At 66.8% G+C, this 22,177-nt stretch carries 21 protein-coding genes and 1 pseudogene; 10 read left to right on the forward strand and 12 right to left on the reverse strand.

Annotation, left to right across the window (positions count from 1 at the left end; translation table 11 throughout):
• Window positions 1–37 precede the first annotated feature (37 nt).
• The 4 genes from ON19_RS34790 to ON19_RS34805 form a co-directional block, all read right to left on the reverse strand.
• The gene (locus ON19_RS34790) at window positions 38–1,021 is read right to left on the reverse strand and encodes an NADPH:quinone oxidoreductase family protein (protein ID WP_043703008.1); all 984 of its coding nucleotides are present in this window, start codon (window positions 1,019–1,021) and stop codon (window positions 38–40) included.
• A 10-nt stretch (window positions 1,022–1,031) separates the two neighbouring features.
• Window positions 1,032–1,784: an SDR family oxidoreductase gene (locus ON19_RS34795; protein WP_043702883.1), complete on the reverse strand. Its 753-nt coding sequence runs from the start codon at window positions 1,782–1,784 to the stop codon at window positions 1,032–1,034.
• 278 nt (window positions 1,785–2,062) lie between these two features.
• Entirely contained in the window at window positions 2,063–2,743 is a 681-nt protein-coding gene (locus ON19_RS34800) for a TetR/AcrR family transcriptional regulator (RefSeq protein WP_043702884.1), read from the reverse strand.
• A gap of 271 nt (window positions 2,744–3,014) precedes the next feature.
• The gene (locus tag ON19_RS34805; protein WP_043702886.1) at window positions 3,015–3,743 is read right to left on the reverse strand and encodes a DUF8020 domain-containing protein; all 729 of its coding nucleotides are present in this window, start codon (window positions 3,741–3,743) and stop codon (window positions 3,015–3,017) included.
• 637 nt (window positions 3,744–4,380) lie between these two features.
• Here ON19_RS34805 and ON19_RS34810 point away from each other — a divergent pair.
• Window positions 4,381–4,731 (forward strand): DUF6766 family protein, encoded by a 351-nt coding sequence (locus ON19_RS34810; protein WP_051169612.1) that lies wholly within the window; start codon window positions 4,381–4,383, stop codon window positions 4,729–4,731.
• A gap of 60 nt (window positions 4,732–4,791) precedes the next feature.
• A pseudogene (locus ON19_RS34815) lies at window positions 4,792–5,289 on the forward strand (SDR family NAD(P)-dependent oxidoreductase); the annotation flags it as partial.
• Between the two features lie 61 nt (window positions 5,290–5,350).
• Here ON19_RS34815 and ON19_RS34820 read toward each other — a convergent pair.
• The 3 genes from ON19_RS34820 to ON19_RS42595 form a co-directional block, all read right to left on the reverse strand.
• Entirely contained in the window at window positions 5,351–6,235 is an 885-nt protein-coding gene (locus ON19_RS34820) for a hypothetical protein (RefSeq protein ID WP_043702887.1), read from the reverse strand.
• Window positions 6,236–6,332: 97 nt separating this feature from the next.
• A complete protein-coding gene (locus ON19_RS34825; protein ID WP_043702889.1) occupies window positions 6,333–7,094 on the reverse strand; it encodes a bestrophin-like domain in 762 nt (253 codons plus the stop codon).
• 866 nt (window positions 7,095–7,960) lie between these two features.
• On the reverse strand, window positions 7,961–8,461 hold the full coding sequence (locus ON19_RS42595; protein WP_157230009.1) for a hypothetical protein: 501 nt from the start codon (window positions 8,459–8,461) through the stop codon (window positions 7,961–7,963).
• Here ON19_RS42595 and ON19_RS34830 point away from each other — a divergent pair.
• The 5 genes from ON19_RS34830 (at window position 8,445) to ON19_RS34850 (ending at window position 13,625) form a co-directional block, all read left to right on the forward strand.
• On the forward strand, window positions 8,445–9,092 hold the full coding sequence (locus ON19_RS34830) for a hypothetical protein (RefSeq protein WP_043702891.1): 648 nt from the start codon (window positions 8,445–8,447) through the stop codon (window positions 9,090–9,092). The two genes, ON19_RS42595 and ON19_RS34830, sit on opposite strands and share 17 nt — an antisense overlap.
• Window positions 9,089–9,751 (forward strand): hypothetical protein, encoded by a 663-nt coding sequence (locus tag ON19_RS34835; RefSeq protein WP_157230010.1) that lies wholly within the window; start codon window positions 9,089–9,091, stop codon window positions 9,749–9,751. The genes ON19_RS34830 and ON19_RS34835 overlap by 4 nt, the downstream gene beginning before the upstream one ends.
• A gap of 439 nt (window positions 9,752–10,190) precedes the next feature.
• Window positions 10,191–11,306: a hypothetical protein gene (locus ON19_RS34840; RefSeq protein WP_043702896.1), complete on the forward strand. Its 1,116-nt coding sequence runs from the start codon at window positions 10,191–10,193 to the stop codon at window positions 11,304–11,306.
• Window positions 11,307–11,556: 250 nt separating this feature from the next.
• Window positions 11,557–12,828 carry a cytochrome P450 family protein gene (locus tag ON19_RS34845; RefSeq protein ID WP_043702898.1) on the forward strand — a complete coding sequence of 424 codons (1,272 nt, stop codon included), beginning with the start codon at window positions 11,557–11,559 and terminating at the stop codon, window positions 12,826–12,828.
• A gap of 416 nt (window positions 12,829–13,244) precedes the next feature.
• Window positions 13,245–13,625 carry a VOC family protein gene (locus ON19_RS34850; protein ID WP_043702903.1) on the forward strand — a complete coding sequence of 127 codons (381 nt, stop codon included), beginning with the start codon at window positions 13,245–13,247 and terminating at the stop codon, window positions 13,623–13,625.
• Window positions 13,626–13,729: 104 nt separating this feature from the next.
• Here the strand turns inward: ON19_RS34850 and ON19_RS34855 are convergent, their stop codons facing one another.
• The 3 genes from ON19_RS34855 to ON19_RS34865 all read right to left on the reverse strand — a co-directional run bounded on the left by ON19_RS34855 (window position 13,730) and on the right by ON19_RS34865 (window position 17,764).
• The gene (locus ON19_RS34855; RefSeq protein WP_043702908.1) at window positions 13,730–14,164 is read right to left on the reverse strand and encodes a hypothetical protein; all 435 of its coding nucleotides are present in this window, start codon (window positions 14,162–14,164) and stop codon (window positions 13,730–13,732) included.
• A gap of 128 nt (window positions 14,165–14,292) precedes the next feature.
• Window positions 14,293–15,858: a serine hydrolase gene (locus tag ON19_RS34860; RefSeq protein ID WP_051169623.1), complete on the reverse strand. Its 1,566-nt coding sequence runs from the start codon at window positions 15,856–15,858 to the stop codon at window positions 14,293–14,295.
• A 184-nt stretch (window positions 15,859–16,042) separates the two neighbouring features.
• Window positions 16,043–17,764 (reverse strand): GMC oxidoreductase, encoded by a 1,722-nt coding sequence (locus tag ON19_RS34865; RefSeq protein ID WP_043702917.1) that lies wholly within the window; start codon window positions 17,762–17,764, stop codon window positions 16,043–16,045.
• Window positions 17,765–17,946: 182 nt separating this feature from the next.
• Between ON19_RS34865 and ON19_RS34870 the strand changes: the two genes are divergently transcribed.
• Window positions 17,947–18,645: a TetR/AcrR family transcriptional regulator gene (locus ON19_RS34870; RefSeq protein WP_043702922.1), complete on the forward strand. Its 699-nt coding sequence runs from the start codon at window positions 17,947–17,949 to the stop codon at window positions 18,643–18,645.
• A 61-nt stretch (window positions 18,646–18,706) separates the two neighbouring features.
• A complete protein-coding gene (locus tag ON19_RS34875) occupies window positions 18,707–19,693 on the forward strand; it encodes an NAD(P)H-dependent flavin oxidoreductase (protein WP_227954754.1) in 987 nt (328 codons plus the stop codon).
• 3 nt (window positions 19,694–19,696) lie between these two features.
• Here ON19_RS34875 and ON19_RS34880 read toward each other — a convergent pair whose 3' ends face one another.
• Together ON19_RS34880 and ON19_RS34885 are read right to left on the reverse strand one after the other, a co-directional pair.
• Window positions 19,697–19,891: a hypothetical protein gene (locus tag ON19_RS34880; RefSeq protein ID WP_043702925.1), complete on the reverse strand. Its 195-nt coding sequence runs from the start codon at window positions 19,889–19,891 to the stop codon at window positions 19,697–19,699.
• 43 nt (window positions 19,892–19,934) lie between these two features.
• Window positions 19,935–21,254, reverse strand: a complete 1,320-nt coding sequence (locus ON19_RS34885; protein ID WP_043702930.1) for a family 1 glycosylhydrolase — start codon at window positions 21,252–21,254, stop codon at window positions 19,935–19,937.
• Between the two features lie 388 nt (window positions 21,255–21,642).
• Between ON19_RS34885 and ON19_RS34890 the strand changes: the two genes are divergently transcribed.
• Window positions 21,643–22,137: a nitroreductase family deazaflavin-dependent oxidoreductase gene (locus tag ON19_RS34890; protein ID WP_043702935.1), complete on the forward strand. Its 495-nt coding sequence runs from the start codon at window positions 21,643–21,645 to the stop codon at window positions 22,135–22,137.
• Window positions 22,138–22,177 lie beyond the last annotated feature (40 nt).

Raw genomic sequence — 22,177 nt, forward strand, 5'->3', positions numbered from 1 at the left:
GTGCTCCTCGACAAGGGTGTTTCAGGTAGAAGCAGGCTCACGACGCGTAGACGACGCGGCCGACGGTCTTGCCGTCGGCGAGTCGCTGCACTCCGTCGGCGATCTGGTCCAGTGGCAGTCGTTCGCTCACCAATGGCCGAATCAGTCCATCGGCGGCAAGCGTGGTCAGTGCGCGATGGCATTCGGACACCGAAGCCGGGTCGTAGGTGTTGTACAGACCCCAATGCAGGCCGACTATCGAATAGTTCTTGACCAGCGCGTGGTTCAGCGCCGCCCGCTGAATTTCGCCGCCCGCGAATCCGACGACCAAGATCCGGCCTTCGAAGGCGATGCATTTCGTGGAGCGCTGGTAGACGTCACCGCCGACCGGGTCGTAGATCACGTCGGCGCCGCGGCCGTTCGTCAGATCCTTCACTACTTCGACGAAATCGTCCTGGTGGCGGTCGATTACCACGTCGGCGCCCAATTCCTCGGCATAGGCAGCTTTGTCGGCTCCACCGACGACACCGATCACGCGGGCACCCGCGGCCTTCCCGAGTTGAACGGCCGCGCTGCCGACTCCGCCGGCGGCGGCGTGTACGAGCAGTGTCTCTCTCGCCTTCAGTCCGGCTCGCCTATGCAATCCGAACCATCCGGTCTGATAGCCGATATACAACGCTGCCGCTTCGGCATCGTTCAACGACCGAGGCGCGGGAAACGCTTGGGCCGCGTCCATAATCGCGAATTCGGCGAATCCGCCGTGCGGCAGAACGGTGCCGCCGAGCACACGTTCGCCGATCGAAATCTCGGTCACCTCGGATCCCACCGCCACGACTACGCCGCACAGCTCGACACCCGGCGTGAACGGCAAGGGCGGCTTCACCTGGTAGAGACCGCGGCACATCAGCACATCGGGGAAGTTGGCGGCCGTGGACGCGACCTGTACCAGGATTTGCCGCGGGCCGGGTTCCGGGCGCTGCACGTCTTCCAGCCGCAGGACGGCACTCGGCTCGCCCAGCTCATGTACCCGCCACGCCTTCATCGATGTCATGTCAGACCCCGCCGGTCAGGGTGAGGCCGCCGTCGACGACCAGCACCTGGCCGGTCAACCAGCTCGCGTCGTCGGAGAGCAGGAACGCGACCACACTGCCGATGTCCTCGGGCACGCCGAGCCGCTTCAGTGGGTAGGTCGCGGCGATCTCGTCCTCCCTGCCTTCGTACAGAGCGGTGGCGAACTTGGTCTTCACCACAGCCGGAGCAACCGCGTTGACTCGCAAATTCGGGCCGAGTTCGACCGCGAGTTCCTGAGTGATGTGCGTGAGCATCGCCTTGCTGGAACCGTAGAAGCCGATGCCCGGTGCGGGCTTGAGACCGGCGACCGACGACACGTTCACGATCGCGCCACCGTAGTCCTTCATCCAGGCCCGGTACGCCTGCTGCGCCCAGGACAGCGCGGCCAGGCAGTTGACCTCCACGATCTTGCGAGCAGCGTCGAGTTCCAGCTCGATCATCGGGCCGAAAACCGGGTTGATACCCGTGTTGTTGACCAGGAGGTCGGCGCCGCCGAAGGTATCGATCGCACGCGCGACGGTCTCGGCCTGATGGGCGACGTCGTCCGCGCGGCCTGCGACCGCCAGCGCCCGGTCCGGGCCGCCGAGCGCCTCGACCGCTTCGTCGAGGGCGTCTTGCTTGCGGGCGGTGATCACGACGTTCGCGCCCTCGTCGACCAGCCGCCGCGCGATGCCGAGCCCTATGCCCCGGCTGGCGCCGGTGACGATCGCGGTTTTGCCTTCGAATCTCTTCATGGGGAGTCCTTTCTGCGCTGAATCGACTCAGGAGAGACGCGGAGCGCCGTGGCCATACTGTGGCCGCTATCTCCGCCAACTTACTAAGCGCTTATTTAGCCCTGGACACCATGCTGGATGGCTTGCGCAGTGGTCAAGGCCACCGCCGATTCGATGCTTATGACGTGAGTCACACAGCCGTTGATCGCCTATTCCAAGGGCGCGGCCGCCACCGCAACAGCGCGCCGTCTATTCGCGAGCGAGGCAGGTGATAGCGGACAGTGCGGCCCCTCGCACGCTCAGCCGGCGGCCTCGTCGATTTTCAGCGCATTGGCCCATAGGCGCGTAGCTGTTCGAACGAGCTCGTCGAGCGAGGTCTCCTCTTCCAGGGCGAAGGCGTAGTACGCCATCCGGCCGACCATGCCCGACAGCGCACGTGCCGCGGTATGCGGATCGAGTTCGCGGTCGGCGAGGCCTCGTTCCTGAAGATCCCTGATGGAGCGAGCGTTGCGGTCGGCGAAAGCACGGGCGCGGCGCCGACGCAAGTCGCGGAACTTCGGATCGATGGCGGCTACCTGATCGAGGATCAGCATCAACTTTGCGTTGCGCTTGTACGCCTCGAAGTAGGCGCGGTTGCTCGCCTCGATGACCGCCACCGGAGATGCTTCGTCGCCGCTCAGGCGTGGCATGCCCGGATGCAGCATGTCGTGCTGGGAGGCTTCGAGGACCGCTTGGAGAATCTCTTCCTTACTGGAGAAATACGTATAGAAGCTGCCCGTGGAGCATTTCGCCTCGGCAGTGATATCCGATAGCCGCGCGTCGAGGTAGCCGTCGCGTTCGAACACCACACGGGCCGCGACCACCAGCGCCGCCCGCGTTCGTAGACCGCGGGCGGTGAGCGGAGGTTCCCGGAGGATGGAAGTATCGACAAGCGAGGGGATCTCACCCAATGCCGCTTCGTCGTCGACCGTCCTGGCCATCCACACCCTCCCTATCCGCCCTGGATGCTCGGAGTGATCGTCGCACACCCGTCATCGGTCTGCACCCGGCTCCGACCCGCCCGGTGATCACCGGATCGAGGCCGACCTCCCAACATGCCCGAACATGGTTCGCAACCGTTCCGACGTTAGTCGAATATGAACCCATCTTCAAGTTGACTGGCTGTGCATGCCAAAAGCCCTGCCCAGCCAGGGTTCGAACACGGCTGAGCAGGGCAATCGCCTCACTGAATCGATGACGTGCGACTCGGCATCACTTCGCCGGAGCCGGAGCCGGAGCCGGAGCCGGCGCCGGAGCCGGCATCGGCTGGTTGATTGTCGTGAAGTACTGGACAGCCGCCATGATCGCGACCGGAGCGGTGATGAGAAGCTGGCCAGCCACTGCACCGAGGGGGCCGACGGCCATGATTCCGCCCAAGCATCCGATGGCAGCTGCCGGAATGAAGGCACCGAACAAGCCGATAATCGCCGCGGAAGCGACGGTTGCCCCGGCGATGCCACCCAGCACGCAGCCGACCGCCGCGCCGCCGATGCCACCAACGGCGGCACCGATCGTCGCGCCCATGAGGATCGTGGAGGACAAGCGCGCCCAGGCGGCTTGTTCCCGGTCGTACTGGGTCCGCCAGGGAGCCTGGTCTTCGTAGGGCAGGGCCACCGGCTTGTAGGCCGCGTGCTCGAGGTCGAACTGCGGCGTCAACGTAGCAGTGCGGTCGCGGATGTCGGCTGCGATCGGGAAGACGAAATCATCGACCCGGAAGGACAATTCCGAACCGGCTAGGACAACGCCATTGGGCGCCTTGATCTTCAGCGCCCCTTCTTCGGCGACAAGCGAGCCCGCGTCGAGGCCGATCACCGTCGATCGCTCCCCGACCGAGACCGTGTACCCCACCGCGCCGGATTGGTCCGGTGCGGCCGATACCGTCCCGGCCGTCACGCCGAGCGTCGAGACGAGCAGCGTCGCTGCTGCAATCGTTTTCCTCATCTATTTCCTTCTTCTCTGTGCCTCGAACCTCACGTTCGAGAGACGTCGTACAGACGCCGCTGCAGTCGGTTCGGTCGGTACTCCCGTCGGACCGAATGCAGCGCTTCACCGTGGCGCGCTCGCCCTGGTTGGTGATCGACCGCCACTCTCATGAGCCTGGTTTGATTGAACATGAACTCAATCTCAAATTGTGATCTACGTCAAGTCTTGAATCTGGACTCAACTTCACTTACCGTCCTACTGCGCCAGTCGAACGTGACTCACCTCCGTTCGCGGCCTGGCGGGATTCCCGCACAGCGCAAGTACGAAGGGGTGGTGACGGTTTGGTCGCCTTCAGCCGGGGTAGGCGATCGAGCGGACATGCAAGGCGACGAGCTCGTGGAGTTCTTCCGCAAAGCGCAGGCCGACAGCCGTAAAGGCGGGCGCCTAGGAAAGGAACTGCTGGCCCAGCGCTTCGCGAAGTCGGACATCTGACATGTCGCGCAGGCCAACGGCGAATGGTGCGGTCTAGCGACGCATCCGCTCGTGGCAGTGGATCGAAACGTTGCGGTGGGTGCGTGGTTCCGCGCAAACAATTCACCCACCGCAACGCCCGATATATCGGCATGTGGCGACTCCCCCTGGGTATCGCTGGCGTATGTCTCACTTGCGACGCTGGGGAGCCGTCTACCTGCTGGTCCTGCTCTTCGCGGGTTCATGGTTCGGGCAGTTCGTCAGCCAGCTGAATGAATATCACCGCATTCAGCAGGTGCACAGGCAACCGTTCGAGTGGCCGGGATTCTGGGCGAACTTTTTCGCCAGCACGTTCGAGAACTGGCAGAGCGAGTGGCTGCAACTCGTCTTTCAAGCGATCCTGCTGCTCGGCGCGAAACACCTGCTCTTCCGGGCGGACGCGGCGGACATCGAACGGATCGAGCGGAAGATCGACCAGTTGTGCGCCGCCACGCCCGGCAACCCCGGCTCGGACATCGACTCGGCCGAGTCCTGAGACCCGCTCGATTCTGAGTGGGTCATTCCGGCTCGGTGGTCTCCGGTGGGCGTTCGGTTCGGCAATGCCATCAAGACCGTGGGCAAGAACGGGGCATTCCCGCTCGCGGACTTCACCCGGGTGGTCAACGTCAACCTGATCGGCACCTTCAACGTGATCCGGTTGGCCGCCGAACGGATCTCCCGAGCCGATCCGGTCGGCGAGGAGCGGGGCGTCATCATCAACACCGCGTCGGTGGCGGCGTTCGACGGCCAAGTCGGGCAGGCGGCCTATTCGGCATCAAAGGGCGGAATCGTCGGCCTGACGCTGCCGGTGGCCCGCGACCTCGCGGGGCTGAAGATCCGCGTGGTGACCATCGCTCCCGGACTGTTCCACACTCCGCTGTTCGCCACCTTGCCCGACGAGGCCATCGCATCGCTGGGCGCGCAGGTGCCGCATCCCTCGCGACTCGGCGACCCCGCCGAATACGCCGCGCTCGCCCGTCACATCGTCGAGAACCTGATGCTCAACGGCGAGACCATCCGTCTCGACGGCGCGATCCGGATGGCGCCGCGCTGAGCCGGCCGCCCTACGGAGCGGCGCCGCGGTCACCTCTCCGCTGAGCTGTCGGCATCCCCGGTCAGCGGATTCGTCTCGGACCGGTCGAGGAACGGACGCCCACGACAGTGATGACCGTGACCATCAATACCGTCATCAGCTTCATGAGGTTCCAGGTCTCCGGGTCCGGAATAGGTTCGGTGATTTGCAGGTCCCTTGGCCGTGGGCGGTTCCGTGCGGGCGGGGGCAACTCGGTGCGGGGCTGCTCCGCCAGGGTCTGTAGCGGCGTGGTGGCCAACGGCGGGAGCGTAACGACGGGGAACTCAGGGGCGGGCGGGCCGAGCTGGAGAGGGCTCATCGGCACAGGCGGCGGTGCGGTGGGCAGCAGGAGTAGACACGTCAGCACTGCGCTGCCGGTAGCGGCACTGCCCACGGCAGCGCTGCCGAGGCCGGATCCACTCGATCCCGGGCCGATGAGGCCCGGCACGAGGGAGCCGAAGCCGCTACCGGTCGCCAGCCCGAGCAGCAGCAGAGCGCTGCCGGTCGCCGCGCTGCCGGTGCACGCCATTTGGACGCTTCCCGTGTCGAGCTTCGGTGTCTCGCCTGGGCTATCCGCGATGACGTTCGGGTCGGCTGCTTCGTTCGCTGGGCCGGGCGTACCACCGTCGAGTTCCCCATCGCCGGTGGCGCGGAGGTCGCTGCCGGGCTTGTCGCTGGGCCGGTAACCGAGATCGGCGCTGCCGGAGGGGATTCGGATCGGCCCCAGACTCAGAGACCCGCCCTCGGCGGCAGGACCGACGGTGCTGCCGGACGGACCGAGGCTCGAACCACTGCCCGGGAAAGCATCCGCTGCGCCTGTGCCCGAACTCCCGGTGGCGAGGTCGCCGAGCGGCAGCCATGGCGGCGCCTCCGCGGATGCTTCCGGAGGCCGCGCCGCGAGCGTCGCTATGGTCAGGGGGAGCAGCACAGTGGCGAATCCTCGGGTCAGCCTTCGTGGCCGAAGTGCGCCTCGGTTGCGTTGCATGGACAGTCGCCTCGTCGTTGTCGAAACTGGGTCGGAACGGTCAGGTCGTGTGCTGGTAGCGGGAGAGTGCGAGTTCGAAGGCGTCCTTCGGCACCAGGTTCCCGCCGGAGAACGGTTCGTCGAGGTTGTAGATCGCCCGGATCACCACGCCGACGATGGCGCCGAGCAGCGCTGTCGTCACGACACTGCGTTTGCCGACCTGGACGCCGGAGAGGACCACGCTGAGCAGCAGCAGGACCGTGCAGGTCCACATGGCCAGGTAGAGGAAGCCGGGTACGCGGTAACCGGCGTCCAGCGCACGGTCGGCGCGCGCCTGGGCGACCGCGTCCAGGCTGGTCAGCGCGTTGCTCCGGAGCGTGTCGACCTCGGGTTCGGCCGCGTTCACCGCGGCCACCGCGTCACGCAGTGTGTCGAGGGTGTCCTGGGTGGACTGGCTGAGTCGGCTGTGGTCGGCCATGACGGTCCACTCCTCGTTGAGGACTTGCTCGGTGTAGTCGCGTACCAGGCCTTGGATTCGGGCATGGTCGGGCTCGGGCATGCCGTGCGCGGCCCAGTAGGTATCGATGAGCGCCTTGGCCTCGGCGATGGTGTGATTGCGGGCGTTGTCGTACTGCTGCCAGGCGATCACCACGATGAACGCGACCACCGCCATGAAGATCGTGTTGATCAGGTTGAGCACCAATGAGCCGACAGTGTCGTCGTCGGTGTGCCGCCACGCTTTCGGATGCAGGCGATCCCCGGCCACGAAGACGACGACCGCGACGAGCGCGGTCAGAGCAGGCACGAGAAATTCCAAGGCCATGCGGGGACTCCGTTCTGTCCGGATGGTTCTCGCGATCGCGGCCTCGGTGACCGGCCGCAGGGCGTGTCGCGCTACGGATGCTGGTCACAGGGAACGCTCGGCGCGCCATCCCAGGTCGATCAAATCTTCGATCTTCGGTCGCGCTGTAGCGGTACGGATTTCACCGCCCCGGATCCGATCGCCTCTCCGGAAGACGGTGTATCCAGTCGAGTGCCGTGGGCCGATTCGCGTCGAACCGAGATCAGCGGCCCACGACGCCCTCAATGCAAGTCGTTGCGACTACCGTGGTGCCGGTTCGGTAGCCGTCGTGAGCCGAGACTCGGCCCCGGATACGTCGGCGCTGTCCGGACGGGTATTTCGTTGGTCATGCGTGGTCTCACCCCCGAGATGAATACCGAGACGATCGATGATGGCGCTGTCGACAGCCTGCGTTGTTCGGATCTGATCAGTGGTGTACAGCAAATCGGTACGCGACACGCCTGTACGAACCAGGCGGTGGTGAATCGTCCTGGACGGCAAGCCGATCTGGACGACACCGATAGTAGACGGCGAATACGCCTGCACGTGGCGAAATTTCGGATTGTGCCGCCGAAACGGGACGACGCGATCGTGAGACATCGGCGCGGCGCGAAGATGTTCGCCTCTCGCCGACTGCGTCGCTGCCGAGAGCCCCGGCCGATGAGGCAACCGTGCGGTCCAGGCGATCGCACGAGACGTTGATGGATGCCGATTGATTGCTGCATGGGCGCACTCGGCGAGGATGGGCCGAGGGCAGTGCTGTGATCCATCGGGTGTTCGGAGCGGAAATGCGATCCTTGAAAGATCGCTGATCTGCTCGAAGGGATAGTTTCCGGCCACAATCATCCCTAGTGCCTCGGCAATCGCGAGTGCAGTTCCGAGTGTGCCGACGGCCGAAACGAGTAGTTAGCTACTCGTGTCACCGGGTCGGGGGGCGGCGCACACTCGACTGGATCCCCGGGAACTGCGATCTCGGAGGAGGTGATCATGAGAAACGACTCGCGAGCATTCCTTGTCTCGGCGGCCATAGCTGGACTGCTCGGCGCCATATCGGTACCGATCGCGGCGACGGACCCGATTACAACCGAACCTGTTCCTCCGGTAGCCACGTCGGAACCGGTCTTGCCGACTACCACGCCACAAGAGGTCTCGACGCCCGCGACGACCCCTGTGTCGACGACTACGGCGAAAACGCCTCTCACGACTAGCACCACGACGCCTCCCGTCCCGACCACGACGCCTCCCGTCTCGACGACTACGTCGCCCCCGACCTCGACGGCAACACCGCTACCGAGCTCCGGTCCGTCCTCGGTGACGCCCGAAAGTTCTGCCGTGCTTCCCGCACCCACCCTCGACGCGCCTGCCACCGCCCGACGCGGCACCGTGATCACGGTGCACGGCGAGAACTGGCCCTGCGACATGGTGCGGGCCTTCCCGGACTGGGCGGAATCGGTGACCGCCCAGGTGCAAGGCGGTTCGTTCGATGCCCGCGTCGGTGTGCCCGACCGAGCCGAACTGGGCTCGCAGTCCCTTCCCGTCACCTGCCTCGGGCCATTCCAGCGAATTGTCGCGAGAACCTCCGTCGAGATACTCTCCGCGCCGGTTGTCACGACCACCACCGACGGCCCCACGACCAGCACGGACGCCCCATCGACCACCGCGCCGACCAGTGGGCGCCCGACCACGGCGCAACAAGTCGATGACCGCTCCCAGGAGACCGGCCTCGGCGACATGCTCGGCCTCGGCGGCTTCCTCCTCGCCCTGGCCGCCGCACTGCTTCTGGCGCGTGGCCTGCGCAAGAGCCAGGGCGGCAGGTCGCGCCCGCCCAACGGTGATCCGCATCCGCCGCAGGTACACGTGCGGGTGGTCGCGGACTCCGCCCCATCGATCCACATTCGCCAGGTCGTCCGCGCTCCCGCCGTTCGGGTTCGGCTGCGCGCCGGCGAGCCCTGGCTGCACGTCGAGGAGGTGCTCGGATGACAAGTCCAGCGTCGATCAGGGCTCGGGCAGTACTGTTCCAGAACGCTCCGCACGATGTCGGTGTGGGCGAGCTGGCCGAGCGTCTGCAGGAAACGGGTGTCGAACACTTGGCCCTGCGCCGAGTGCCGGGTGCCGCCGCGATTCTGCGGTCCGCGGCGCTGCACGAGGTGGCCGAGACGATCGACGGGCTGCTCGAGGTCGACCTCGGCAGTGTCGCGATCGGGGGTTGGCGCCGCTACGACCGGCTACGCAGAGCGGCGATACGCACCCGCTCGGGCGGAGTCGAGCAAGTCACGCTGTTCGAACACGAGATCACCCAGACCTACCGGCCGTGCCTCGATGTCACCGTCGACGGAAACCCGGTCGGTGAGTTCACCGTAGAGCTCTGCTTGGGGATGCTGCTCGAGCCGCTGACCGCAACGGTCCGCACCGGCATGCTGGTGGCAGTGGGCCCCGGCGACTGCACCGTGACGGTATCGATCGGCGCGCCGGAACTCGGTCCGATCATGAAGCGCGAGCGGACACTGCACACCGCGACCATGATCGACCTCCGGTGGCCCATACCGCTGGTCGAGCAACCTCCGGCTCCGCCATCTCCCTTGCCGGCCGGTCGCGTGCGCGGACCGCGGCCGCCCGAATCGCGCTGGACCGGTGGGTGATGCGAGCTGGGTGCCCACGGAAGAGCGCGATCCATGACTTCGCCGACAACCGCAGGATGCCAGCAGACGAGTTGCATCGGCCTGGCACCGATGTGTTCAGGCGCGACCCGGCACCGTTGAGCGGGCACCGCAGGCGGCTCAGCTCATCGGAGACGGCGGCTTCGAACAGCCCCGAAGGTCTCGCCCCGGTGCGGAGTGTTCCGCTATGCCGCTGGCGGACAACAGCTCTGGTCGATATACGCGGCGAAGGCAGTCGACCGGCGCGCGTCCTGCGGCCGCGGAGGAGTCCGCCGAGAACTTCCCTCCGCTCCGCGATAGCGTGGGAACATCAGGGGTGCCGGATCCGAGCGTGCCGTTGTACGCTTGGACAGCTACCGATCGGCGTAATGGGAAGGCCCTGGATCGCGAAACCCGCATCCAGACAACAGAAGAGCCACAGATGACCAGACACGCGCATTATGTCGGCACCCTGCCCGCGGAACTGACGACGGACGATCGCGCCGTCATGCAGTGGTTCACCGACCACAGCGAGGGATGGCCGGTCACCGCCGTGCCGTGCGACCTCGACCCGGACTGGATTCTCGACTATCTGCGCACGCGCAAGCACCATACCGACGTCTTCGAGATCGTCCGGGCGGGCGAGTACGCCGATTACAGCGATTTCCCCAGCTATGGTCTGCGAGCGGGCCGTACGTTGCAGCCGCGGCATGTATCGATGGACCGGGTGGAGCGAATCGGCCGAGTCGTGGAAGCCTTCGAGTCGCTCCGGAGTGAGCGGCCGGAGCTGGCGGAAACGAAAGTCCAGATCAGTCAACCCAATCCACTGGATCTGGCGATGTTCGTCTTCGCCGGTGCCGCGGTCTCGGGCGGGCTCCCCGTCTGGCCCGCTCTGCGTCGCTTCGGTGTCGTGGTGGACGCGATCCGGCAGCTACCGGTGTTCACCGAAGCGGTGGTGCAGGAGATGACCGAGATCGCCGACCGGTACGGCGACCGGGTTGTCTGGCAGCTGGAGTCGCCCATCGCGCTGTTGAGTATGGTCAAAGCCGAGCAACTGTGGTCGCAGTGGGCGCTCGCCCCGCTCGTCGCACGGCAGCTCGCCGGGTTCATCGGGCGGATGCACGAGATCGGGGCCGAGGTCATCGTGCACCTGTGCTACGGCGACTACCAGCACAAGAGCCTGCTGACGCCACGCAGTCTCGCCCCTGCGGTGAATTTGCTCGGCCGCACCGCACGGCTGCTGAACAAGCGGGGGACGCCACTACCTCCGGTGCATATTCCCTGCGCTTACGGGGCCGAGCCCGCTCCGCTGGACCCGCGATTCTATGCACCGTTGCGCAAGCTCGATCCGGACTGGAGAGTGATCGCCGGCGTCGTTTCTCCGGACTCCGGCGAGGGCAGTGCCGAGGCGCTTGCTCTCTTCGAACAAGCTGCTGGTCGCGAGGCGTACGGTGTCGCCACCGCCTGCGGACTCGGCCGATGCACCGTCGACGAGGCGCAGCGGGCGGTCGCGACCACGGTCTCGACAGCAGCCGCCCGTGCCGGTCGCGAACCGTAATCTGCCCGACGGCGGCCGGTGGCGATCCGCCGGAGGGCGAATTACCTTGTCCGGACACTTCTCTCGGGCCGAGCGCGCCGCCGCCTAGGTCAGCACCACGATCGGAGCGTTGCTATGTTGCTAGCGTAAGCGGGTCGCCGAGCTCTGGACGACAGGACTTGGAAGGCACGTGTACCCGCTCACCGACCCGTATCCGCCGAATCCTGTTCCAGCACTTGGAGTCACATCCTTGACCACACCACAGTCCCCGATGTCCGCGCCACACGCCACTGGATCCGGAGCGTGCCCCGTCCAGCACGGATCTCCCGCCGATGCGGATGTCCTACGAGTTCTGCTGTACACGAAGGAGTTCGTCGCCGACCCACATCACGCATACCGCGAGATGCGTCGTCAGTACGGCTCGCTCGTGCCGATCGAGCTGGCGCCCGGTGTGCCGGCCACCCTCGTGATCGGCTACCAGACCGCGGTGCGAATCCTCAGTGACCCTGACCACTTCCCAGCCGATCCGCGAACGTGGCAGAAGTCCATCTCCCCGGACTCTCCCGTTCGGCCGATGATGGAGTGGTATCCGGCCGCCCGGTACAACACCGGGCTCGCGCACGATCGCTATCGGAGTGCCTCCGTCGACGCCATCGACGGGATCGACCTGTTCGACGTGCCGTCCATGGTCGAGCAGATCGCTCTCCCGCTGATCAACGCCTTCTGCGAAGCCGGATCCGCCGACCTGGTGACGCAGTACGCATTTCCGCTCGTCCTCGAGGTCCTCAACCAGATGGTCGGCTGCCCGGCCGAGATCGGTGAGCGGGTCGCGACCGGTATGGCCGCGCGCTTCGACACGGTCCGGGGTCCCGAGGGCATGAAGATGGTCAAAGAGGCGTTGATGCAGCTGATCCGGATCAAGCGCCAACAGCCCGGCAACGATGTCACCTCGCGCCTGGCGCATCATTCGACCGACCTCGATGACGTCGAGATCTTCGCCCAGCTCATGAGCTTCTACGGGGCAGGCTTCGAAGCGCAGCGCAATCTGATCACCAATGCCTTGCTGCTGATGATCACCGACGACAGGTTCCGGTTCGGCGACGTCCTCGGGCGGAACCTGTCGACCACCGACGCGCTCGACGAAGTCCTGTTCAACGATCCGCCGATGGCGAATTTCTGCACGACGTACCCGCGCCAGCCGATCATGGTCGACGGTGTCTGGTTGCCCGCGGACCAGCCGGTCGTCATCAGTCTCGCCGGCTGCAACAACGACCCGCAGATCCGCGGAACCGACGAACCCGGCGGCAGCCGGATCGGCAACCGCTCCCATCTGGCATGGAGCGCGGGCCCGCACGCCTGCCCGGCGAAGTCCGTCGCGTACATGACGGTGCAGAACGCCATCGACCAGCTGCTCGATGCCCTGCCCGAAATACAGTTGGCCAAGCCGGCGAACGAACTGCAGTGGCGGCCGGGTCCGTTCCATCGGGCGCTGATGGCTTTGCCGGTCGTCTTCCCCAAGTCCCCACCGGTGACCATCGGATAGGAGCCGCCCGGCGATCCGTGGCCATCGCAGCGGCGGTCCCGATCCGGGCGTCCGTCGGTACGGCGTGGCTGCCGGAAACTGTCCGCGCGGGCGCCTACGATGATCATGCTGTGCGACGTGGCGGCGCTGCACGGCGAACGGGGAAGCGGCCCGTCCGGCGTAATCCAACGCCGGGCGGGCCGTTGCATTCGAGCCTCCCGACCGGTGTGCACCGTGAGTCACAGCGACGTTCAGTCCGTCGTACCGGCCTCCCGGATACTTCCCGCGCCCGGCCTCGACCCGTGGGAGGCGGCACGGAAGACCGGAGGATCGTCGTCGCAACAGAAATCCTTGTCGCGCAACAGGTGTGCTGAAGTGTTTGTCGCCGAGCGACGCGGGTAGGCAACGACGAGTGGCGTATGTCAGGAGGTCGGAGTATGGCAGCGAACAATAGGGTCGGGCAGTTGCGCAGCGTTGTGCTGGATTGCCCCGAACCGCGCAAACTCGCCAGGTTCTATCGCGAGCTGCTCGGGGGAGAATTACTCGAGGACGATGACGACGACTGGGTGGTGCTGGTCGAGACCTCCGGTAGGCGCATCGCGTTTCAGACAGCGCCACAATATAAACCGCCGCGATTCCCGGACCCGGAGGCGTCCCAGCAGATCCATTTCGACGTACTGGTGGACGACATCGCGAAAGCCGAGCCCGCGGCGCTCCCCCTGGGTGCGACGCTCGTGCAAGCCGAAACCGACGGTGCGTTCCGCGTTTACGCCGATCCGGTTGGACACACTTTCTGTTTGGTGTGGCTCCCGGAGTGAGTTCAGCCCGGCTCCGGCCCGTCACCCGCACGGCGATCGCTCCATATTCGCGCGATCGTCGCAGGAGTGACGCGCCGGACCACAGCGGGTAACGGCCGATCAGCTCATTCGGGCGGGGCCGGTCGACGGATCTCGTCGGCCACCGAACCGCCCGCGATGTCGGCTGCGACGCCGATCTCCTCCTCGTAGCGGTGGTCGACTTGCACCCCGTCGCTGTCTCCGGTGATGTCCTCGAGCCTCTCGGTTCTACCGGGCCGGGCCTCCTCGGTCTCCGGCGCTCGGTTCGGGTCGACGTCCGGCTCCTCTTCGGCGAGCCGCTCGCCGATCGGGCGAGGATGAGCTTGCTCCCACGCCGTCACGCCGTACTTCGTGGCCCCGCTCCAGTGTTCCGGCGGGTCCATGCCGGCCTCGAGCGGGTCGGAACGCAGCCGGTCCTCATCGAGGTCCTCGGCGCTGCTCAGGGCCGCCGGATCGGTTTCGACCGAGTCGGGCGCGCCCGTGTCCTGGGGCGGGTCGTAGGTCTCGTTCGGTTCGGTCATCGCTGCCTCCTTTCCTGCACTCAGCGACTTCCCGCAACTCTCCTCGGCAAACCCTCGGGAAATGGTCGCGGCGAGGAACTGCGATCACCCACCGGAAATGGGCCGCGTGTCCGGTATGGCGGCGATCGTCACTTCCGGGTGAATACGCCGAGGTGCTCGGTGTCGTAGTACTCGAGGATGAGCTTGTCGCCCTCGAAGGTCGCTTGGGAGACCGAACCATGATTGGCGTTCTCGCCTGGGGGAGTGAAGACGAAAGTATCGCCGTTCCAATGTTTCAGAGGGAAGGTCATATTGTGCGGGCCCAGGCTGAGCGTCAGGGAACCGCCGGTGGCGCTGACTGTCGCCGGTCCGTAGTAGGCGTTGTCGTAGCTGCCCGCATACGACGCCGAGGGTCGCGCGGGAGCCGGATCGGCGGGCGGCTGTTCGCCGGCCAGTGCGCCCGCCGGCGCGCCGAGCGGCTCGAACGCCGTGCGATACAGCGACCGCCAGTCCTGCTGGATCTTTCCGAACTGGACCAAGTCGGCGAACTCCGCGTTGAGCGTTTCGGGCACCCCGATCGGCGCCGCGTTGGTCAGTGTCACGATGCCGACGTCCGCCGAGGGGATCAGGGTGAACGCGGTACCCGCACCGAGGCCGAACGCGCCCGAGTGACCGAGGACGACGCGGCCCGACGCGGAATCGCTCACGTTGAAGCCGAATCCGTAGAACCCGGCTCGCGCGTCGGGCGTTTTCGGCGGCGACGACATGACTTGCGGGGAGACGGCGGGCAGCAGATCCTCCGGGGGCACCAAGACGGAGCCACCTGCGGAGCCGTTCGCGAGCACCATCGTCATCCATTTGGTCATGTCCGTCACCGAGGAACTGACCCCTCCCGCCGGGGACTGCGCGTCCGGTTGCCGCTGCGGGTTCGCGACCTCGTACTTCCCGTCGACGAGGACGTGCCCCTCGGCCCGGTTAGGGCGGGACGCGAAGTCGGCGTAGCGGGAACTGGTCGATTTCATACCGAGTGGGCCGTAGATCGTTCGCTCGGACAACGTCTCCCAGTCGGTCCCGGCCGCGGCGGCCACGGCGACGGCGGCCGCGGTCAATCCGAAATTGGTGTATTCGTAAGAATCCCGGAAGGCGCCCAGCGGCAACTGCCGAAGCCGGTCGAGTACCTGCTGACGGTCGTAACCGAGGTCCTCCAGTAGGTCGCCCGCGTGCTCGGGCAGCCCGGAGCGATGCGCGTACAGGTCGCCGACCGTGACGTGTTCGGTGACGTAGGGATCGGCCAGCGCGAAAGACGGCAGCAGCCGACGCACCGGAGTGTCCCATTCGACGCCTCCGGCGGCGATCCGGCGAGCGACGACGGTCGCTCCGATGGGCTTGGAGACCGACGCCAGCTGGAAGACCGTATCCGCGTCGACCTTCTCCTTGGTAACAACGCTGCGGACGCCGAAGCCCTGGCTGTACACGACCTTTCCGCCGTGCACGACGGCGACCGCCATGCCGGGGATACCGGAGGAGGCGAGCAGATCTTCGGCGAGCTGGTCCACTTCGCCCACGGCGTCATCGATCCGTCCGTCCGGGATCGGCACACCCGCGACCTGGTTGGGCATCGCCGTGGAACTGGAGGGAGACCCGGCCCCGGTGGGGTCCTGCTCGTCGTCGCCGCATCCCGTCACGGCGAGAATGGTGGCCGTCGCCATCGCCATGGGACCGAGCAGTGCGCGCCGCAGTGTGCTCACGGGTCGCCTCCTGGCTGTTGTAGCGACAAAAGACCAGATAAAGGCTAGTTCAGATGAGATTGCTGGGGGCGGATTCGGTGGTCTTCGGGACGGTGGGCGAGGCGTGGACGCGCTCGCCCACCGTCGAAGACGGGCGACGTTCGGCCACGAGCTATCCGGCGGCGGGTGTCTTGCGAATCTCCACGATCGGAAGCACCAGCGCGGCAGGCGAGCCTGCCGGAACGACCGGATGCACGGGCGCGATCGGGGCGATACGCCGGTATCCCGTACCCACCGGCGGCCGGGCGTCCACTTCGCCTTTGTTCGGCCAGTACGCCGCCGCGCGCTCGGCCTGCGCGGTGATCGTCAGCGAGGGGTTGACGCCGAGGTTGGCCGACACCGCCGCACCGTCGACGACGCTGAGTGTCGGGTACCCGTACACCCGGTGGTAGGCGTCGATCACGCCGTGCTCGGCGTCGGCTCCGATCGCCGCCCCGCCCAGGAAGTGGGCGGTGAGCGGGATGTTGAAGATCTCGCCCCAGCTGCCGCCCGCGATGCCGCCGATCCGTTGCGCGACCCGCCTGGTCACGTCGTTGCCCACCGGGATCCAGGTGGGATTGGGCTCGCCGTGGCCTTGCTTGCTGGTGAGTTTGCGGCCGAACAGGCCCCGCTTGGTGTACGTGGTGATCGAGTTGTCCAAGTGCTGCATGACCAGCGAGATGATGGTCCGTTCGCTCCAGTTCTTGGTGCTCAGGAAGCTGAGCAGATCCATCGGATGCCGCAGCACTATGCCGAGGAAGCGCAGCCAGCGCGGAATCCGGCCACCGCCGTCGACCATGAGCGTCTGGAGCAGGCCCATGGCATTGGAGCCCTTGCCGTAGCGGACCGGCTCGATGTGTGTATCCGGGGTGGGATGGATGGACGAGGTGATCGCGACGCCCTTGGTGAAGTCGACGCCCGGGCCCACCTTCTTGGTGGCCGCGCCGACGATCGATTCGGAATTGGTGCGCGTCAGCACGCCGAGCCGGTCGGACAGATCGGGCAGCACGCCCTTGTCTCGCATGGCGAACAGCAGCTTCTGGGTTCCGCGGGTGCCCGCGGCGAGCACGACGTGTCCGGCGGTGAGCGTCCGAGGTTGCTTGCGTATCCAAGCGCCGGTGCGGGCAGTGGACACGTCCCAGGTGCCGTCGGGGTGCGGGCGCAGTTCGGTGACGGTCGTCATCGGGATGACCTCGACGCCGGCCTGCTCGGCCAGATAGAGGTAGTTCTTCACGAGGGTGTTCTTCGCGCCGTACTTGCAGCCGACCATGCAGTCGCCGCACTCGACGCAACCGGTCCGCTCGGGCCCCACACCGCCGAAGTACGGGTCCGGCACGGTCTTTCCCGGCTCGCCGAAGAACACGCCGACCGGAGTCTGCACGAAGGTGTCGCCCACGCCCATGTCGTCGGCGACGGCCTTGAAGACCTCGTCCGCGGGCGTCATGTGCGGATTGCGCACCACGCCGAGCATCTGCTGCGCTCGCTCGTAGTACGGGGTCAGCTCGTCGCGCCAGTCGGTGATGTCACGCCACTGCGCGTCGCGGAAGAACGGCTCCGGCGGCACGTACAGGGTGTTCGCGTAGTTCAGCGACCCGCCGCCGACCCCGGCGCCACCGAGGATGAGGACGTTGCGCAGCGGGTGGATGCGCTGAATGCCGTAGCAACCGAGTGCGGGCGCCCAGAGGAACTTCTTCAGCTCCCAGCTGGTCTTGGGCAGCTCGTCGTCGGCGAAGCGCCGGCCCGCCTCCAGTACGCCGACTTTGTACCCTTTCTCCACCAGCCGAAGCGCGGTGACGCTGCCGCCGAACCCCGACCCGACGATCAGCACGTCGAAATCCGTCGTCCGCTGGTCCATGTGGAACTCCTCGATCTGTCGCCAGTGACTCGGCTAACACTACTCCCGGGTAAGTAACGGTTCGCAACTCGCCCTGAACGGCTGATCGCCCTCGGATGCCGCGGTGAGCGACCGATCTCGAACCGAAAAGAGCGATGCTCTCAATAGTTGACATCGCTCTCTGAAACCCGCATGGTTTTCCTATGCCGACGACGCCTCGCGCCCGAGCCCGGGCCCAGACCATGAACGACATCGTCCGGATCGGACGGGAACACCTGGCGACCGACGGCGCCGCGGCGCTGTCGCTGCGCGCGGTGGCGCGAGACCTCGGCGTCGTGTCCTCGGCCGTCTATCGGTATGTCCGCAGTCGTGAAGAGCTGCTCACCCTGCTCGTGGTGGACGGTTACAACGCCCTCGGCGACGCGGTCGACGACGCACTGTCCGACGCCCCCGACGACCCGATCGATCAGCTGCGTTGTCTCGGGCGTACCGTGCGGCGCTGGGCGCTGGCCGAGCCCGCCCGCTACGGGTTGCTGTTCGGCACTCCGGTCCCCGGCTACGACGCGCCGGCGGCCGAGACCGTCGCACCGGGCACGCGCGTGATCGCGACGATGCTGACGCTGTTCGCGCGCGCCCACCACGCCGGTCGGCTCGCGGCGCCTGCCCGGGAACCGCGGATATCCGCGCCGCTGGCGGGCAGTTTCGCCTCGATCCGGGAGGAGTTCCGGCTCGAGCTGCCCGACTGGCTGGTCGTGCGCGGCGTGACGTTCTGGGTCGGCCTGTTCGGCGCGGTGAGCGCCGACGTCTTCGATATGTACGGCGCCGACACCTTCGCCGACCGTGACGAATTGTTCGAACTCCAGCTCGACGGTTTGCTGGACATGCTGGGTCACCGCGGGTGATCACCCGCCGGAATGGGGGAGCCCGCGCCCGGTCTGGATGGCGTGTGCTGCGATGGAGCGCGTGACGACGCCCGGCGAGCGCTCTGCCGCACCCGACCTGACTGCCGCGACAGCATGGGCGCACCGGATCGGTGCGCGGATTCCACTGGTCAACGCGCCGATGGGCGGCGTAGCAGGCGGACGGCTCGCCGCGGCGGTCACCGCGGCCGGCGGACTCGGCATGATCGGGATGGGCAGCGCCGGGTCGGTCCTGGCGCTGGAGCGGGAGCTGCCGCATGTTCGCGGTGTCGACGGCCCGTTCGGCATCGGCCTCGTCGACTGGGTCGTCGCCGGAGAGCCGCGGCTGCTGGACGCCGCGGTCGAGGCCCGTCCCGCACTGATCTCGGTGAGCTTCGGCGAGGACCTGGACTGGGCGGCCCGCGTCGCGGACGCCGGGATCGTCCCGGCCACCCAGGTGTACAGCGCGCAGGACGCGCGGCGTGCACAAGACGCCGGGATCGGCGTCCTCGTGGCGCGTGGCGTGGAGGGCGGCGGACACGGCGCGGTGAACGCGGCGCTACGGCCACTCCTGGACGAGGTGCTGGACGTGGCGTCGGTCCCGGTGCTCGCGGCAGGCGGCATCGGCGCACCGGAAGACCTGGCCGCCGTACTCCGGGCAGGAGCGAGTGGCGCGTGGCTGGGCACCTGCCTGGCCGCCTGTTCGGAGTCGTTGCTGTCGGAGGCGGGCCGCCGAGCCCTGCTCGACGCACGCGGTGCGGACGCCGTGCTCACCCGCGCCTACGACGTGGGAATGGGATTGCCTTGGCCGTCCCGGTTTCCCGCGCGGGTGCTACGCACCGAGTTCACCGACCGGTGGACCGGCCGGGAAGACGAACTCGCTGCGGATCCGTCGGCCAAGCACGCACTCGCCGGGGCGGTCGCGGCGGACGATCCGGCGGTCGCGCCGATCGACGCGGGACAGGGCGTCGGTCTGGTCACCGCGGTGGAGCCGGCCGCGCGAGTGCTCGAACGGCTCTGGCGAGGCGTGACCGGGCCGGTCGCGAGCTGAACTTCAGTCCTCGCTGCTGGTCCGATCGCCGAGGTAGCGCAGCAACTCCGGATCGGCGGAGACCAGCCGATCCACTTCCTCACCACCGGTGCACTGGTAGAGCGCGATGGTCACCGAATCCGATCTGCGTGCGGCCACCCGCCAGATCCCGCCCGAGTCGGCCCAGCGCCGGAGGACCGCGACGGGATCGTCGGTCACCGTCTACCTCCATTCGGTGGCGTACCCGGAAGCGGCCTCGGTGTCATCGGGGCACGGTGACCGGGTCGGCACAGCTGGCGGGCACGTCGACGAACGAGCAATCTTTCGGCGCACGGGTCGGCCGATAATCGGGCGCTACGCCACCGGCTCGGGTGATAGCCGTGTATGCGGCCACCGCGTCCGTCGGCTTGCGCGTCAATGCCGGATCCGTCAGGACGTCGACGGTGTACAGGCCGAAACGCGGGGTGTAAGAACCCCACTCGTAATTGTCGGTGAGACTCCAGTAGTTGTAGCCGATCAGGTTGATACCGTCGGCCTTGGCGCGCTGGAGCCAGTAGACGGTGTCCCGCAGGGAGTCGGCTCGCCCGTATCCGTCCGCGCGCGGCAGGCCGTTCTCGGTGGGCATTCCGTTCTCGACGATGTAGAGCGGCTTGCCGGGGAACTGGCGCGAATAGTGTTGCAGCGCATAATAGATGCCTTCCGGCTGCATCGGGTTCTTCCACAGTTCCGTGAAACTCGCCGAGCTGGAGAGGGTGTCGGGGGAGAGGCCGTAGTAGTAGTCGATGCCGATGTAGTCGAGCTTGGCGCCGATCTTGTCCACCAATGGCTTGTTCACCACGTCCTCGCCGCCGGGAATGTAGGCGACATTGCTGGTCACCATCGCATCCGGCTGAACGCGATGAATGTGGTCGTAGATGCTGTTGTGCGCCTCGGCGATCCGGTCCTGCATCGCCGGCGCGGCGGTCGGTGCCAGGCCGCCGTGCCGCAGTTCGTTCACCAGGTAGAAGGTCGGCTCGTTGAACGTGACCCACAACGGCTTGTACCGGGCGTATCGATCCACGACGGCGCGTGCGTTGGCCAGCCAGTCCGCGACGATTCCCGGGTTGTCCCAGCCGCCGCGGTCCACCGCCCAGCCCGGGTAGACCCAGTGGTCGATGGTGAGCATGGGGCGCATCCCGGCGGCCGTGATCGCGGCGACGACGCCGTCGTAGAACTTCAGCCCGTCCGGGTCCCACCTGCCCGGCTCGGGCTGTAGTCGAGCCCACTCGATGCCGACCCGATAGACCTTGACGCCCAGGTCGGCGGCCAAGGCGATGTCCGAGCGGTAGCGTGTGTAGAAGTCGATCGAATCCCGATAGGGGTCCGTCGTTTTCCCGGCCGCGACGTAGCGGGACCAGTTGCTGTCCGGGGCATGCCCCTCCGATTGGTACCCCGACGCGGCGACGCCCCAGAGGAAGTCCGGGCCCATCGGCGTGACGACAGCGGGCGGCGCAGGCCGGGCAGCTGCCGGGACGGCGGCTCCGAGCAGGACCGCGATGACGGCCGCGAAGACGGCCGAGACGCGGCGGTGGTGGAAACGCATCGAACTCCTGTTCCGAGACGGATGACGGTGCTCGTGGACCTCCGGCACGCCGATCGGGGTGGGGTTGAGTCCACGGGGGACAGGGTAATTGGTCGCTTGTCCGTTTTCTCGGAGTCGGGGGAGTGAGGGTTGGGTCGGACGGGTTGTCGACGTGCCCGGTGATGGTCGGAAGGGGTGTCCCGATGCGGGAATGACAGCAAGTCAACACTAGAAACATGTGGATACGTAGATATGCGCATCTAACAATTTATCCCCTCCTCTCTTGCACCCGCAAAAAAACAAAAACCAGCAAAGAAGGGAAGGGGTCGGACGAATGCTCGGTGTGACATGACCCTCTGTCACGGCGCGCTGATTCATCTCGGCACGAGGGCCGTGTCAGGATTCGTCCATGGTCTCCAATCCGTTGCCGCGAGTGGCTCGACGGCTCGCCCAGCGGCGCTGGGTGATGCGGTCGGCGCCGCTGGTGCTCCGGGTGGAGCGGTTGCTGCGGCGGGTGAGCGGTGGGCGGATGGGCGTCCTGGACTTGGCCGGGCTGCCGTCGATCGAAGTCACCGTGGCGGGGCGCAAGACCGGGCTCCCGCGCACCACGTCACTGCTCTACGTTCCGCGCGGTGCGGACTTCATCGTTCTCGGGTCGAACTGGGGAAGTCCCGCGCATCCGGTGTGGTCGGCGAATCTGCGTGCCGCGCGGACCGCCTCGGTCCGGCACAAGGGGGAGCAGTTCCTGGTGACGGTACGGGAGATCACCGGTGTGGAGCGAAAGCCGTTCTGGGATCTCGCGGTCGCGTTCTGGCCGGGCTACGCGATGGAGTACGAACTGTCCGGCGGCCGGGTGTTCCGTATCTTCGAGCTGCGTCGGCAATCCGCCTGCGCCAGTGTGTGATCGGGAATCGAGCGGCGGCTCGGTGTCGGTGGGGGCGGCT

The organism is Nocardia abscessus NBRC 100374 (assembly GCF_000308455.1).
Lineage (GTDB): Bacteria > Actinomycetota > Actinomycetes > Mycobacteriales > Mycobacteriaceae > Nocardia > Nocardia abscessus.

What these genes read in the sequence shown, in the direction of transcription:
- ON19_RS34790 (WP_043703008.1), bottom strand. Translation starts at nt 1,021, where the DNA reads ATGAAGGCGTGGCGGGTACATGAGCTGGGCGAGCCGAGTGCCGTCCTG.
- ON19_RS34795 (WP_043702883.1), bottom strand. Translation starts at nt 1,784, where the DNA reads ATGAAGAGATTCGAAGGCAAAACCGCGATCGTCACCGGCGCCAGCCGG.
- ON19_RS34800 (WP_043702884.1), bottom strand. Translation starts at nt 2,743, where the DNA reads ATGGCCAGGACGGTCGACGACGAAGCGGCATTGGGTGAGATCCCCTCG.
- ON19_RS34805 (WP_043702886.1), bottom strand. Translation starts at nt 3,743, where the DNA reads ATGAGGAAAACGATTGCAGCAGCGACGCTGCTCGTCTCGACGCTCGGC.
- ON19_RS34810 (WP_051169612.1), top strand. Translation starts at nt 4,381, where the DNA reads ATGTCTCACTTGCGACGCTGGGGAGCCGTCTACCTGCTGGTCCTGCTC.
- ON19_RS34825 (WP_043702889.1), bottom strand. Translation starts at nt 7,094, where the DNA reads ATGGCCTTGGAATTTCTCGTGCCTGCTCTGACCGCGCTCGTCGCGGTC.
- ON19_RS34835 (WP_157230010.1), top strand. Translation starts at nt 9,089, where the DNA reads ATGACAAGTCCAGCGTCGATCAGGGCTCGGGCAGTACTGTTCCAGAAC.
- ON19_RS34840 (WP_043702896.1), top strand. Translation starts at nt 10,191, where the DNA reads ATGACCAGACACGCGCATTATGTCGGCACCCTGCCCGCGGAACTGACG.
- ON19_RS34845 (WP_043702898.1), top strand. Translation starts at nt 11,557, where the DNA reads ATGTCCGCGCCACACGCCACTGGATCCGGAGCGTGCCCCGTCCAGCAC.
- ON19_RS34850 (WP_043702903.1), top strand. Translation starts at nt 13,245, where the DNA reads ATGGCAGCGAACAATAGGGTCGGGCAGTTGCGCAGCGTTGTGCTGGAT.
- ON19_RS34855 (WP_043702908.1), bottom strand. Translation starts at nt 14,164, where the DNA reads ATGACCGAACCGAACGAGACCTACGACCCGCCCCAGGACACGGGCGCG.
- ON19_RS34860 (WP_051169623.1), bottom strand. Translation starts at nt 15,858, where the DNA reads ATGGCGATGGCGACGGCCACCATTCTCGCCGTGACGGGATGCGGCGAC.
- ON19_RS34865 (WP_043702917.1), bottom strand. Translation starts at nt 17,764, where the DNA reads ATGGACCAGCGGACGACGGATTTCGACGTGCTGATCGTCGGGTCGGGG.
- ON19_RS34870 (WP_043702922.1), top strand. Translation starts at nt 17,947, where the DNA reads ATGCCGACGACGCCTCGCGCCCGAGCCCGGGCCCAGACCATGAACGAC.
- ON19_RS34885 (WP_043702930.1), bottom strand. Translation starts at nt 21,254, where the DNA reads ATGCGTTTCCACCACCGCCGCGTCTCGGCCGTCTTCGCGGCCGTCATC.
- ON19_RS34890 (WP_043702935.1), top strand. Translation starts at nt 21,643, where the DNA reads ATGGTCTCCAATCCGTTGCCGCGAGTGGCTCGACGGCTCGCCCAGCGG.